This is a genomic window from uncultured Sunxiuqinia sp., assembly GCF_947495665.1.
Taxonomy (GTDB): domain Bacteria; phylum Bacteroidota; class Bacteroidia; order Bacteroidales; family Prolixibacteraceae; genus Sunxiuqinia; species Sunxiuqinia rutila.
Window position 1 is genome coordinate 312,888 of the sequence record NZ_CANLZV010000004.1, and the last position, 12,685, is coordinate 325,572.

Annotated in this window: 12 protein-coding genes; 3 read left to right on the forward strand and 9 right to left on the reverse strand. The window is 43.5% G+C overall.

Annotation, left to right across the window (positions count from 1 at the left end):
* Nucleotides 1-127: 127 nt before the first annotated feature.
* Genes Q1A18_RS07660 through ricT form a run of 5 tightly spaced genes read right to left on the reverse strand, consistent with a single transcriptional unit; the run spans nt 128 to nt 3,935 of the window.
* On the reverse strand, nt 128-1,243 hold the full coding sequence (locus Q1A18_RS07660) for an Mrp/NBP35 family ATP-binding protein (protein ID WP_299578353.1): 1,116 nt from the start codon (nt 1,241-1,243) through the stop codon (nt 128-130).
* 13 nt (nt 1,244-1,256) lie between these two features.
* Nucleotides 1,257-1,589: an MGMT family protein gene (locus tag Q1A18_RS07665; protein ID WP_299578354.1), complete on the reverse strand. Its 333-nt coding sequence runs from the start codon at nt 1,587-1,589 to the stop codon at nt 1,257-1,259.
* A gap of 4 nt (nt 1,590-1,593) precedes the next feature.
* Nucleotides 1,594-2,334: a tRNA (guanosine(46)-N7)-methyltransferase TrmB gene (gene trmB, locus Q1A18_RS07670; RefSeq protein WP_299578355.1), complete on the reverse strand. Its 741-nt coding sequence runs from the start codon at nt 2,332-2,334 to the stop codon at nt 1,594-1,596.
* Between the two features lie 9 nt (nt 2,335-2,343).
* Nucleotides 2,344-2,805, reverse strand: a complete 462-nt coding sequence (locus Q1A18_RS07675) for a gliding motility lipoprotein GldH (RefSeq protein WP_299578356.1) — start codon at nt 2,803-2,805, stop codon at nt 2,344-2,346.
* Nucleotides 2,802-3,935 (reverse strand): regulatory iron-sulfur-containing complex subunit RicT, encoded by a 1,134-nt coding sequence (gene ricT, locus Q1A18_RS07680; RefSeq protein ID WP_299578357.1) that lies wholly within the window; start codon nt 3,933-3,935, stop codon nt 2,802-2,804. The genes Q1A18_RS07675 and ricT overlap by 4 nt, the downstream gene beginning before the upstream one ends.
* Before the next feature lie 279 nt (nt 3,936-4,214).
* Between ricT and Q1A18_RS07685 the strand changes: the two genes are divergently transcribed.
* Nucleotides 4,215-6,566, forward strand: coding sequence for a PAS domain S-box protein (locus Q1A18_RS07685; protein ID WP_299578358.1), 2,352 nt, complete (start codon nt 4,215-4,217; stop codon nt 6,564-6,566).
* Nucleotides 6,567-6,586: 20 nt separating this feature from the next.
* Here Q1A18_RS07685 and Q1A18_RS07690 read toward each other — a convergent pair whose 3' ends face one another.
* Nucleotides 6,587-7,711, reverse strand: a complete 1,125-nt coding sequence (locus tag Q1A18_RS07690; protein ID WP_299578359.1) for a DNA polymerase III subunit delta — start codon at nt 7,709-7,711, stop codon at nt 6,587-6,589.
* Between the two features lie 212 nt (nt 7,712-7,923).
* Here Q1A18_RS07690 and Q1A18_RS07695 point away from each other — a divergent pair, with 212 nt between their 5' ends.
* On the forward strand, nt 7,924-9,120 hold the full coding sequence (locus Q1A18_RS07695; RefSeq protein ID WP_299578360.1) for a phosphoglycerate kinase: 1,197 nt from the start codon (nt 7,924-7,926) through the stop codon (nt 9,118-9,120).
* A 217-nt stretch (nt 9,121-9,337) separates the two neighbouring features.
* Nucleotides 9,338-9,793, forward strand: a complete 456-nt coding sequence (locus tag Q1A18_RS07700) for a hypothetical protein (protein WP_299578361.1) — start codon at nt 9,338-9,340, stop codon at nt 9,791-9,793.
* Nucleotides 9,794-9,837: 44 nt separating this feature from the next.
* On the opposite strand, the gene Q1A18_RS07705 is transcribed toward Q1A18_RS07700, so the two are convergent.
* The 3 genes from Q1A18_RS07705 to Q1A18_RS07715 form a co-directional block, all read right to left on the reverse strand.
* The gene (locus Q1A18_RS07705) at nt 9,838-10,335 is read right to left on the reverse strand and encodes a hypothetical protein (protein WP_299578362.1); all 498 of its coding nucleotides are present in this window, start codon (nt 10,333-10,335) and stop codon (nt 9,838-9,840) included.
* 145 nt (nt 10,336-10,480) lie between these two features.
* Nucleotides 10,481-11,632, reverse strand: a complete 1,152-nt coding sequence (locus Q1A18_RS07710) for a TlpA disulfide reductase family protein (protein ID WP_299578363.1) — start codon at nt 11,630-11,632, stop codon at nt 10,481-10,483.
* Nucleotides 11,633-11,656: 24 nt separating this feature from the next.
* Nucleotides 11,657-12,112, reverse strand: coding sequence for a helix-turn-helix transcriptional regulator (locus Q1A18_RS07715; protein ID WP_299578364.1), 456 nt, complete (start codon nt 12,110-12,112; stop codon nt 11,657-11,659).
* Between the last annotated feature and the right edge of the window lie 573 nt (nt 12,113-12,685).

The following is a 12,685-nucleotide window of genomic DNA, read 5'->3' on the forward strand; positions in this document are numbered from 1 at the left end:
TTAAAATATCAAAGTTCGGCAGGCAGGAAAGTGCTCAGAAAATGAAAGCAAACGAAACTGTCCAAAATAAAAATCTCCGCCCTTATTCACGAAAGAGCGGAGATTAATTTCTTTAGCAAGCAATAGTCTATTTTCGACTAACCTTAACTTTCCTGGTCGGATCCAGCTGCGTGTTGCGCATTTCAACCTGCTTAATGGTATTGGCAGCCAGCTCGAGAAAGGCTTTCCCCATGGGCGACTGCTCATCGCAAGCGGCCGGCACTCCGGAGTCTCCTCCTTCACGAATTCCCTGCACCAATGGCACTTGCCCCAGCAAGGGAATATCCAGTTTTTCGGCCAGATTCTTGGCGCCGTCCTTTCCAAAAATGTAGTATTTGTTATCGGGCAACTCTTCGGGCGTAAACCAAGCCATGTTTTCCACCAGACCCAATACAGGCACATCCACATTTTTGCCCCGAAACATGCTAACTCCTTTGATCACATCGGCCAGTGCCACATCCTGTGGCGTGGAAACGATAATGGCTCCCGTAACCGGAACCGTCTGAACCAAGGTCAGGTGAATATCGCTGGTGCCCGGAGGCAAGTCAATCAACAGGTAGTCCAGTTCACCCCAGTTTCCATCGGTAATTAATTGTTTCAGCGCATTGCTGGCCATTGGACCACGCCAAACCAAAGCATCGTCGCCCGAAACAAAGAAACCAATAGACAGAATTTTAACGCCATGCTGAACGACCGGATCAATCATTTCGCGTCCGTCAACCTTAATGCCCGCTGGCCGGATTTGCTCGGCTCCAAACATTTTGGGAATGGAAGGGCCAAAGATATCCGCATCAACAACCCCAACCGAAGCACCGGTTTTAGCCAGCGCTACTGCCAGATTAACTGCAACCGTTGATTTTCCAACACCGCCTTTACCGGATGATACGGCAACAATGTTTTTCACCCCTGGTAAAATAGGGCGCTCCATCTGGTGAATGGCTTTGGGCGTAATGTTTCCCTTAATCTCAACATCGGCACCTAACTCACGCAGGATGGTTTCTTCGCACTGCTGAATAACAGCAGCCATATTGGGATCGTCGGAACGTTGAAAAACCAGCGAAAAAGTAACTTTTTTACCGGCAATGCGAATTTCCTGCACCATGTCCAGCGCAACAATATTTTCTTTCCCCCCCGGAAACTGCACCGTACGTAAGGCATCAGTAACATCTTTGGGAACTATAAATTTACGTGGTGTATCAGCCATTGTATCTTGTTTTTTAATGTATTCCTAATTCTTTTATCGGATCCCAAAAGTGTTCATCAAAATTCACTATTTGGTTATCCTTCACCTCGATTCCTTCACTTTTCAGCAAGTCCTCCATGACATAAGCTCCCTGAAAATGGTGTTTCCCGGTTAATATCCCTTTCGAATTAACCACCCGATGGGCCGGAACTGTAACTTTTGCAGCACTGCAATTGTTCATGGCCCAGCCAACCATCCGGGCCGAGCGGGCCGTTCCCAGGTAACGGGCAATTGCGCCATAGCTGGTCACCCGTCCAACAGGTATCACGCAGGCCACGTCCCACACCTTTTCAAAAAAATTGTCCATGAGCTTACTCTCGTGCCGACCGCCCAAAACTTCGGTAGGGGTCTTTTTCTATCTCAACATCAGGCTCACGCAATGGTTTATCCGAACGCAGCTGAAAAGCCAGGTATTTAATAGGCAGGCCACGTTCACGCCATTGTTTTTCGTAAAAAGTTTGAATCGAAAGCACCTCACTCAGTAAAGGAGAGGCATACAAGTCATCGGTCTCGGCCAAAATGGGGAAGCTGTTTTCCTTGGCCATAGCCAGCGTATACTGGTATTGAAAATTGCTGTCGGTTTTAAGGTGTATGGTTCCTTCCGGATTCAGGAATTGCTTATACCGGTTCATAAAACTGGTAGAAGTCAACCTTTTGGTATGCTTTTTCATTTGCGGATCCGGGAACGTGAGCCAAATTTCATCCACTTCATTGGCCCCAAAAAAAGCACCGATAATCTCAATATTAGTCCGTATAAAACCAACATTTTTCAAACCTCTTTCGGCAACCTGCTTAGCCCCTTTCCACATTCGGGATCCTTTAATATCAACCCCGATAAAGTTTTTATTCGGAAAATACTCAGCCAGCGAAACAGAATACTCTCCTTTTCCACAGCCCAGTTCAACCACCAACGGGTTCTCATTCTTAAAAAAATCCTGTTTCCACCGTCCTTTCAATTCATGATCCTTTTGATCAACTTTATTGTACGGTGCCTGAATCACATGATCAAATGTGGCCATTTCCGAAAACTTGGCCAGTTTATTCTTTCCCACTTTCCTATATTAGTTTTGTTTTTCTACCCGCAGTCCTATATCATGAATTCCCTTCAACTGTTGGGCCCGCATGCCCTGACGAATGGCAAACCGGTATTCACCAGGCTCGTCAAAATGAACATTTTTCCGATAGAGAAACTGGTTATCAAAAAGGTCTCCAATTCCGCTGCCCCGCCATTTTCCGGATTTTTCGGCCAGGATGTACTCAACCGTATCGGTCAGCACCTTGCCCTGAGGCGAAACAATCTCCAGAAACAGCCAAATGTTACTGTTCGGGTAATTCCCCTTATTTCGAATATTGATGTAGACGTTATGACTGCTTCCGCTACTATCGACCGGCACCTGAAAACGGGCTGCCGAATCTTTATGCCAGCCCTCTTCGCCAATGAATTTATAATCTTCATACACCCGGTTGGCATCACAAGCCACAATCAATAAGATGATAGCAATTCCCCTCAGGATGTTTTTCATGATTTCTTCTTTGGTTGTCTGGAAGACTTATTTTTCGAGTACCGTTTTTTCTTCCGGTGACGTGGTTTGGGCTCGTCAAAGCGCGTCAAACTTTCCTCGACAATCACATCTTCAAAGCCTTTGGTCTTTTTAATGCCGTTATCAATTACCCCGTCCGAAAGTTTCTCAACCTTCTTACCTCTTTTATTCAGGCGAATCACTTCTTTGGCACGTTCAACCGAAACGGCCACCGGCGGCAGGCCTTTGTTGCCATTCATTCCGTAGTACAGAATACGGCTAAAGATATCCGCTTTCTGAAAATAATAACGCCCTTCCTCGGTATCCAGCGGAACATTGCTTGGCGGGAAATCTTTCTGCGCATCAATGTACGCATCCACCTCGAAATTCAGACAACACTTCAACTTTCCGCATTGTCCGGCCAGTTTTTGTGGGTTGAGCGAAATTTCCTGGTAGCGTGCCGCATTGGTTGTTACCGACACAAAATTGCCGATCCAGGTGGCACAGCACAGTTCACGTCCGCACGGCCCGATTCCTCCAATACGCCCGGCTTCCTGGCGAGCGCCAATCTGCTTCATTTCAATGCGTATCCGGAAGGTATCAGCCAGCACACGAATGAGCTGACGAAAGTCAACCCGCTCATCAGCAATGTAGTAAAAGATCGCCTTCGTCCGGTCTCCCTGGTATTCCACATCACCGATCTTCATGTTCAGCTTCAGGTTGGCCGCAATTTTCCGGGCTTCAATCATGGTATTGTGCTCCAACGCCATGGCTTCGCGCCACTTGTCGATATCGACCGTTTTTGCTTTACGGTATACTTTCCGAATGTCGCCATTGATCAGGGTAACCTTGTGCTTTTTCATTTGGTGTTTTACCAAAGCCCCCGTCAAAGACACAATGCCAATATCATGTCCCGGGTTTGCTTCCACAGCCACCAGGTCACCTGCTTTCAGCTTTAAGTTGTTAACATTTCGGTAATAATCTTTTCGTGTATTTTTAAATCGAACTTCAATGATGTCATCTTCTCCTGACTTATTCACCACATCATTCAACCAATCGTAAACCTCCAGTTTGGAACATGTTCCGGCAGATTTTTTACAACAGCCTCGCTCGATTGATAGTTGATCATCCATAGTTTAAGAATTTATGCCGGATCAGGTTAATCCGGAAGCAAAATATGCTTTATCGATACAAAAATAATTAATAATGCTGACAAACAAAGTGGTAGCGTCAGATGTCAAATAAGTAATGTGGCAGATAAAGTTAAAAAGCAGTCAGCACGCGAATTGAGTCTCTTAAAAAATAGCATTATTAGTCGAAATGAGTTAATTTAGATATCTGTTGTCGAAAAAAATATGGGTACAGAAAAGGAATATCAACGAACAATTCAGCTTCTCAAAAAGCAAATTGCTTTGTTAGAGCAGAAGCCGGACACTCCCATTAAAGGTCGTGAAATCAGTCCCCAAGCCTACACGTCCGCATTCGAAGAACTTCCCTTGGCCTGCTCCTTGCATCAAATGCAATACGATAACAAACAAAACCCCGCGGACTTCACCACCTTGGCGGTAAACCAAGCCTTTGAAAAGACAACTGGCTTGACAAGCCAACAGGTGGTTGGACAGTCGGTTTTAGCTGTTTTTAAAGATTTCAACCCCATTTGGATCAATAAATTTGCTACTGCCGTTCAATCCGGGGAAAAGAAAAAATTCACCGAATTTTCGTTCGATTCAAAAACCTATTTTGATATCCAGGTCCATTCGTATCAAGCCGAATGCTTTGTGCTCACCCTGATTCAACCCTTAGGGATTGAAAAGCCCAGACAAAAACCCATTCACTTTTATGAGCGGGTAATGGAACACCTGCATGAAGGCATTTGGGTAACCGACAAACATGATAACATTTTCTTCGCCAACTCGGGCATAACCCTGAATACCGGCTCACTAAGTAAAGACCTGATTGGGAAGAATGTGTACGAATTCAAAAAAAAGCACCTGGGCAGCTTTCTGGACGATTACACCCGTGCCAAACAAAGCTTAAAGCCCTACAAATATGAAGCACAACTGATCACGCTTCAGGGCGAACCCGCCGCTTTAGCCGGCTGGCTGGTACCACTGATCAAAAATCACCGCTTTGATGGCATGATTTGTACCACACGCAACATTAGTGATGACAAGCGAAACCGTCAGCTGATTCGCGAAAGCGAAGAAAAACTGCGCAACATTATTGAGCATAGCACCAACGTTTTTTACTCCCACACCACCGACCATCTTTTAACCTACATCAGTCCGCAAATGAAGACCTTGCTGGGGTACACGCCCGAAGAAGCCATGGTGCGATGGACCAAGCTCACGTCAGACAATCCCATTAACCAACAAGGGTTTGAGCTGGTTGAAAAAGCGATCCGAACCGGAAAAATGCAAGAGCCTTATGAGTTGGAACTGCTTCACAAGGACGGGCACCGGGTGTGGGTTCAGGTGCACGAAGCCCCCGTGCTGACCAATGGCAAAACCAGCTCGATTGTTGGTGCACTGACAGACATTACCAAGCAACGTGAAATGCAACAAAGGCTGGTTGAAAATCAACAGGGTCTGCGACATTTGCTTTATGAATCGCCCATTCCGATTGCCGTTATCAGCAAGGAAGACGACATGGAGTACTTAAACCGGGAATTTTCCAACACCTTTGGCTATAGCACGCAAGATATTCCAAACGTAAAAGTCTGGTTTGAAAAAGCGTATCCCGACATAACTTACCGAAAAACCATGCAGCAACTGTGGCAGCAAAACGTCGTGGCTCCCAAAAAGCGTCCGGGCTCAAAACCTCCTTTCGAAGCCAACATCACCTGCAAAGATGGTTCATCCAAATTTGTGCAGATCCGATGGAGTTTCATCAGCGAAAAACTGGTTTTAATCCTGAACGACCTGACCGAACACAAGCGCTTGGAAGAACAGATTTTGTTTAAAAATGATGAACTGCAGAATGCGATGAACGAGTTGCAAAAGCTCAATCAGGAGCTGCAAGTGGCCACGCAAAAAGCCAAAGAAAGTGACCAGCTAAAGTCGGCCTTCCTGGCTAACATGTCGCACGAAATTCGCACGCCCATGAATAGCATCATTGGCTTTTCAAGCCTGTTGTCCAATACCGACGCCACGCCTGAAAAACAGCGCCGGTACACCAGCTTCATTCAAAAGTCAGGCAACCACCTCCTGCGGATCATTGACGACATCATTGACATTGCCAAGATCGAATCCAACCAATTGAAAGTAGAGTTGAGCTATTTTTCGGTGGTTCCCTTTCTTCAAAACACCTACGATCACCATCGTCAAAGCTCCTTGTTGCAGGAAAAGTCCAATGTGAAGTTAAAGCTGAACCACAAGCTGGCCACCAAGTCCATTATCATTTTCACCGATCCGATTCGCTTAAAACAAGTGTTTGACAACCTGCTGACCAACTCCATCAAAAACACCAACGAAGGAGTCATTGAGTTCGGCATTTATGAATTGGAAGAAAACAGCATCACCTTTTATGTGGCCGACACCGGGATTGGGATTCCCGAGCAATTCAAGGAAGTCATTTTTAAACGGTTTACGCAAGTTCAATCCAAAACCATCAAGCCGGGAACCGGACTGGGATTAAGCATCATCAAGGGAATTACCAATTTGCTGGATGGTGAAATCTGGTTCGAGTCAACCGAAAACGTCGGCACAACCTTTTACGTCAAATTCCCTATTCTGCCTAAAGAACAAGCCAGCCACAGGATGTAACGAACTCCCTTTCAGTTGGTTTATTTTCTAATTAGCTTGACAATTTTCAGAGACATGTCGGTGAAGATAATCCGCGGATTGCCGTTCATGGCGATATGCTGATAAGCTTTCTCCAGTTCTTCACTAATGGGAATAATATTGCGCTCATTAATAAAGGGTGAAAACCGCGAAGAAAAAGCCTGTTCTTCTTCGTGCATAAAAACCAACTCCGGATTTTTGAGGTTAAAAATGAAATTTTCGCGAATCAGTCCCATGGCGTATTGCAGAAAAATTTTCTGCCGCTCGCGGCCTATCCCCGAAACATTGTTGATCCATTCAAACAGCTCCATAAACTTACGGCCATACGAAAAGCGCATCAACTCCTTGAAGCGGTCCAGGTTGTAACGGGTGCTTTCGTTCAAGTCGAGCAGGTTTATGGCCTGGCGGTAATTTCCGCGGCTCAGGTGCACCAGGTTATCCACATCTTTCCCGGCGACTCCGGGCAGTTGTTCGATGGCTGCTTTCATCGGTTCGGCCTGAATGCCTGGAATTTTAATCAACTGGCAGCGCGACCGAATGGTGGAAATAATTTCTTCTTCGCTTTCAGTAACCAGCAAAAACAAGGTTTTCACCGGCGGCTCCTCAATCATTTTCAACAATTTGTTGGAACAAGCCACATGCATTTTCTCCGGCATCCAGATGATCATCACCTTGTACTCGCCTTCAAACGACTTCAAGTTCAGTTTCCGAATGATCTCCTCGCTTTCATGCGCATAAATCAGTCCCTGCGCATTCTCAACACCAATAAAGTTGAACCAGTCTTCCAGGTTGAAATAAGCCTTCTCCAGCACCAGCTTTCGCCATTCGGCCAAAAAGTTATCGCTCACCGGCTCTTTAAACTTGGGCGTTTTCACTACCGGAAACACGAAATGCAAATCGGGATGGATCAGCTTGGCGTACTTCTTACACGACGAACACTGGCCGCACGAATCGCCGGCTTGCTTATCCAAACACGAAACATATTGGGCATACGCCAAAGCCAGCGCCAGCTTCCCCGAACCTTCGGGCCCGGCAAACAATTGCGCATGACTAATGCGTTCTTCCCTGACCGACTGAATTAATCTTTTTTTGGTGGCATCCTGCCCAATAACGTCACGAAAAAACATAGGCTACTTTTAGTGCAAACAAAAATAATAAAACCTGCCGCCTTTACCGCTTATTTTCACGGAAGTTTCCAAATATCTTACCCCGTTTCACTCCCCTTCAACCAAGTTTACCTCTGCATTAATAATTCTTTATTAAGCCGATACAGCAAACTTTAAAAACGATCTTTTTCGTATCTTTGAGAACGATTTTTAAGAAACTAAAAAATACAATTATGCAGACTATTGAAACCTATGATTTCGCAGGTAAAAAAGCACTGATCCGTGTGGATTTCAACGTGCCTTTAAATGAAAATTTCGAAATCACTGACGATACCCGTATGCGTGCTGCCTTGCCAACCATTAAAAAAGTGATTGAAAAAGGTGGTTCTCCGATTATCATGTCTCACCTTGGCCGTCCGAAAAGCGGACCAGAAGATAAATTCTCTCTGAAACACCTGGTTGCTCACTTGTCTGAGTTGCTGGACGGAGCCACTGTTAAAATTGCTCCCGATTGTATTGGCGACGAAGCCAAAGCCATGGCTGCCGATTTGAAACCAGGTGAAGTGTTGATTCTGGAAAACCTGCGTTTCCACAAAGAAGAAACAGCCGGTGACGAAGAATTCGCTAAAAAACTAGCTGAAAACGGCGACTGCTGGATCATGGAAGCTTTTGGTACTGCGCACCGTGCACACGCCTCAACAGCGGTTATCGCCAAGTTCTTCCCCAACGACAAATTGTTCGGTTATTTGGTGGACAGCGAAGTAGCCAGCCTCGACAAAGTGGTGGCTAACCCACAACGCCCAATGACTGCCATTATGGGAGGTGCTAAAGTTTCTACAAAAATTACCATCATCGAAAACATGTTGAACAAAGTGGACAACCTGATTATCGGTGGAGGTATGATCTTTACTTTCGTGAAAGCCATGGGTGGTAACATCGGTTCTTCTCTTTGCGAAGACGAATACTTAGAATTGGCTAAAAGCATTATTGAGCAAGCCAAAGCCAAAGGCGTAAACCTGGTGATTGCTTCGGACTGCGTAGCAGCTGATAAATTTGCGGCTGATGCCAACACCGAAGTTTGTCCTGCCGGCGACATCAAAGAAGGCTGGATGGGCTTGGACGTAGGTCCTGACACCATTGCTACATTCAACGAAGTAATCAGCAACTCAAAAACAGTTCTTTGGAATGGTCCTGCCGGAGTATTCGAAATGGAGAAATTTGCTGAAGGAACCAAAGTAATTGGTGACGCCGTAGTAGAAGCTACTAAAAAAGGTGCTTTCTCACTTGTTGGTGGTGGCGACTCAGTAGCTGCTGTTAACAAATTCGGTATTGCTGATGGTGTTTCTTACATCTCAACTGCTGGTGGTGCGTTGTTGGAATACTTAGAAGGAAAAGTGCTTCCAGGTATTGCAGCTGTTCGCGGCGAATAAGCCAGTTACAGCAAGCGGTGGTGTGCAAACACCAACCCCATCTTGAACAAACAAGAAACCACAGATAAAAACAGGCCCGGAGATTTTTTCTTCGGGCTTTTTTTGTGCTTCAGCCGGTGCTTCCTGCAAGCCGGAATTGAACATTCAGCGGGTGAAAATGGTTGTTGCGTATAGAAATTGAAAATGACCATTACCCGATAGCACAAGCAAGAAAGACATGGAGCTGAAGATAGACCGAATGACGTTTGGCGCACGCCCAAACCAATACATGCCCGACCTGGAACTGTACCAATACCTGGGCGAAGAAGGCGTAAGTAAAATGGTGAATGACCACTACGACCTGCTGGTTCAAAGCAGCATCAAACACCTGTTTCCAACCAACCCCGTGGGGCTGGATGCCGCCAAAGAACGGTCGGCCGACTTCTTTATTCAACGGCTGGGTGGCCCCGACTACTTCAACCAACACCGCGGAAAACCCATGCTGGTGCGGCGACATCTACCCTTTAAGATTACGCCCGATGCCCGTATCGTGTGGCTGGAGTGCTACCGCGAAGTGCTGCTGAAACTGGAAGCTCCCGAGCATTTAATTGTCGCCTTCTGGAAATACCTGCACGACTTCTCCAACTGGATGGTGAACACCCCCGACGGGTCCTTCTCGCTCCCCAAACAATAAGAGTAACAGACGTGGCTTGGTTGGCGCCTTTGGCGAGTTCGGCTTTACGAGTCCTTGCTGGCGGAAGATAGTTTTCGTAATTGTTCGTTGAGCGCTTTCCTCATGTCAGCATGGTTCGAACTGATTATCATTCCATAGATCAAAACGCCGATTGCTGTGGTTACCATCCCTACAGTGGTTGACATGGCAAATGCAGGAAGGAAAATCAGACCGCCAAAAACCAGGAACATCAGAATACTCCAAAAGGGAATTTCGTAGTTACAATCAATTTGTAATTCATTGCTTGAGTTTTGAGTCGTCACAACACCTTTGGCCAATATTTCGGTTCTAAACCCGCGAGCTATTGGCCGGTATAAATAAAGCGAAAACGTATTGTTTTTCTTTCGGCCTCCAAATACATTGTCATGATTACCATCAAAGGCATTGGTGTAGCTGATTTCAGGGTTCATGTGCTGCCCAACGGTTATGCCATTCAGTTTTGTCCAGAACTCCTCGGTGGATATCCCTTTTAGCTGGAAGCTTTGAGAACTAAGTTTAATCATTTTCAATTTGTATGAATGGATTCCAATCCTGTTTCTTTCGTTAGTAGCTGCTCACTAAGAAATTGGCTTGGCTACATTATCCGATAGCGGTTCGGATACGGGGCATTTTAATGCATTATTACAGCGCGTTAGCGGTAGTTATTTCTTATCCTTGCATCAACTCATCTAATTTATCATAGAAATCTTGTGATTCTCCTTCATATATTTTTACAATATTTCCTTCTTTATCAATGATAATTTTTGTTGGATACACTTGAATATCGTATAGCTTTTCAAAATCCTTTTCAGGGTTGTTTAAAAGCTGAGTCCATTGTAAACCCTCTCTTTTGATAAATTTCTCCCACACTGATTTTTTGTCTTTACAAGCAATTCCTACAAATTCAACTTTGGTTCTGTATTTATTATAATAGGTCCGCATTTTAGGAAATCCTTTTACACATCCACCACACCATGTCCCCCAAAAATCTAAAACAACATATTTGCCTTTTAAGTCGGATAAATTAAAAGTACTTCCATCTATAATATTAGGAGCTAGCTTCCCTGCTTTTGTTTGCTTATAAACATTTGCTCTTTCTTGCAAAATTTTTCCTTGGTACGTTGCTAAAACATTTTCTCCAAGTGTAGGCAAATACTTCATTATGGTGTCCTTATGTTGCTTTCCTAAATATGTAGCACTAAGTGTTTGGTTTGGATTTTTAACAACATATTCCAACCTTTTATTTGCATACTCACGTCTAATATTGTTAAACTCTCTCTGTGCTGAATCAAGTACGGTTTTATTTGAATTGTTAAACCTCAAACTATCAACAAGTATTGCGAGTTGAGTTTCTTTTTCCAGAATATGTAAATTATTAGCTCTTAATTTTGATGATTCAGATGCAATATTATTACCGGTGATAAGATAATCTATTGAATAATCTCGTAAAGAACCATTAATAGCAATCTCTTCATTTGGTGCAATATCAAAATCAATAAGCTTTGAACGCATCCATAAGGGTTTCCCACTAGCTCTTTGAAAAAACATATTTCGTGTTATTAGTCTACCTCCACCAGGTTTATCAAGTTTTACATTGAAACTAAATTTACCATTGACAACCAATAACAATTTAAAGAATATTTCACCTCCAGAATTATTTCCACCATTTACCAAAGCCAATCGGGTTCCTAGCCCTTCAATTTCTCCTTTTATGCTACAATTGCCAATTCTATTATTTATTGTGGAAGCAATTACTGCTAAAACAATTAAGCTTGCGAAAATTATTAGAAATATTTTAGCTATCTTTTTTATTCGTTTCACTTTGCTAGAGTTCGTTAGACTTGATTATTTATTCTTTTTCTCAATATAATTACCAATTACTAAACCGATTGATCCAAATAGAATGGTAATTGCAAGTGCTAACATTCCTTCATGGTTTTTCTCTGGCACGAGTTGCATTATCATTATTAATACTCCCACGAGAAAACCCAAAGCTCCTCCAATGAAAGTAAAACCGAAAAGATACCATGGAAATCTTATTTTAAATCTTTGTAGCTTACTTTCAACTAGCCCAATTGTATCTGTTCTTTCCCCAAGAGGAATAGTGCTGAAGTAATCAGGTGCAACATCTAATGAAGACGTAATAGTTCTTAGCGTGCTACCTCTCGGTACACTTTCTCCACTTTCAATTCTTTGTATTGTTCGTAAGCTAACACCTGTTTTTTCACTAAGTTCTTCTTGAGATAAGCCCTTAGTCTCTCTTAATTCTTTTATTCTATAATGTGTATTCATATTAGTCATATGTTTGATTTTGGAGCAAATATAAGTGCAGTCTTAGAAACAGATTGCGCCAAAAACATTATATTTCTACGTCATTGATAATGTCATAATTTGACGTAGTTACGACATAGAAATATCGCTGAAATGACATGCTTTGACATAACCCATAGCTCACGGGCTATTATAAATGCCCGCCAACGTCTGTGTATATTAACCAGGTACATCTGTCCCGCTATTAGTTGACTTGTTTTTTTTCACTATTGAAAATCGTTTTGCTATCTCGGATTGAAAAGCGTAGGAGGGCTGGTGTTTGAATTCATATTCTTAGGTTTCGTTCTTTTTCGATTTCGCCGATCAAGTTATAAAAATTTACAAAATGTATGTACAAATAAGCAACTTTTTATTTTCGTTCTAAATAACTGATAATCTTCACCGAGCATTTTCTATTTAACGAGAGTGTTCAACTAACTGTGTCATGTAAACAAAAATGAATGTTTTAAAATTTACATGATATGGTAAAAGAAAAGTTTGATTACGAGAAGTTCAAAAAAGAGGCGCTTGAAGGGCTTAAGTCCGGCAAAGGGATGAGTGGTC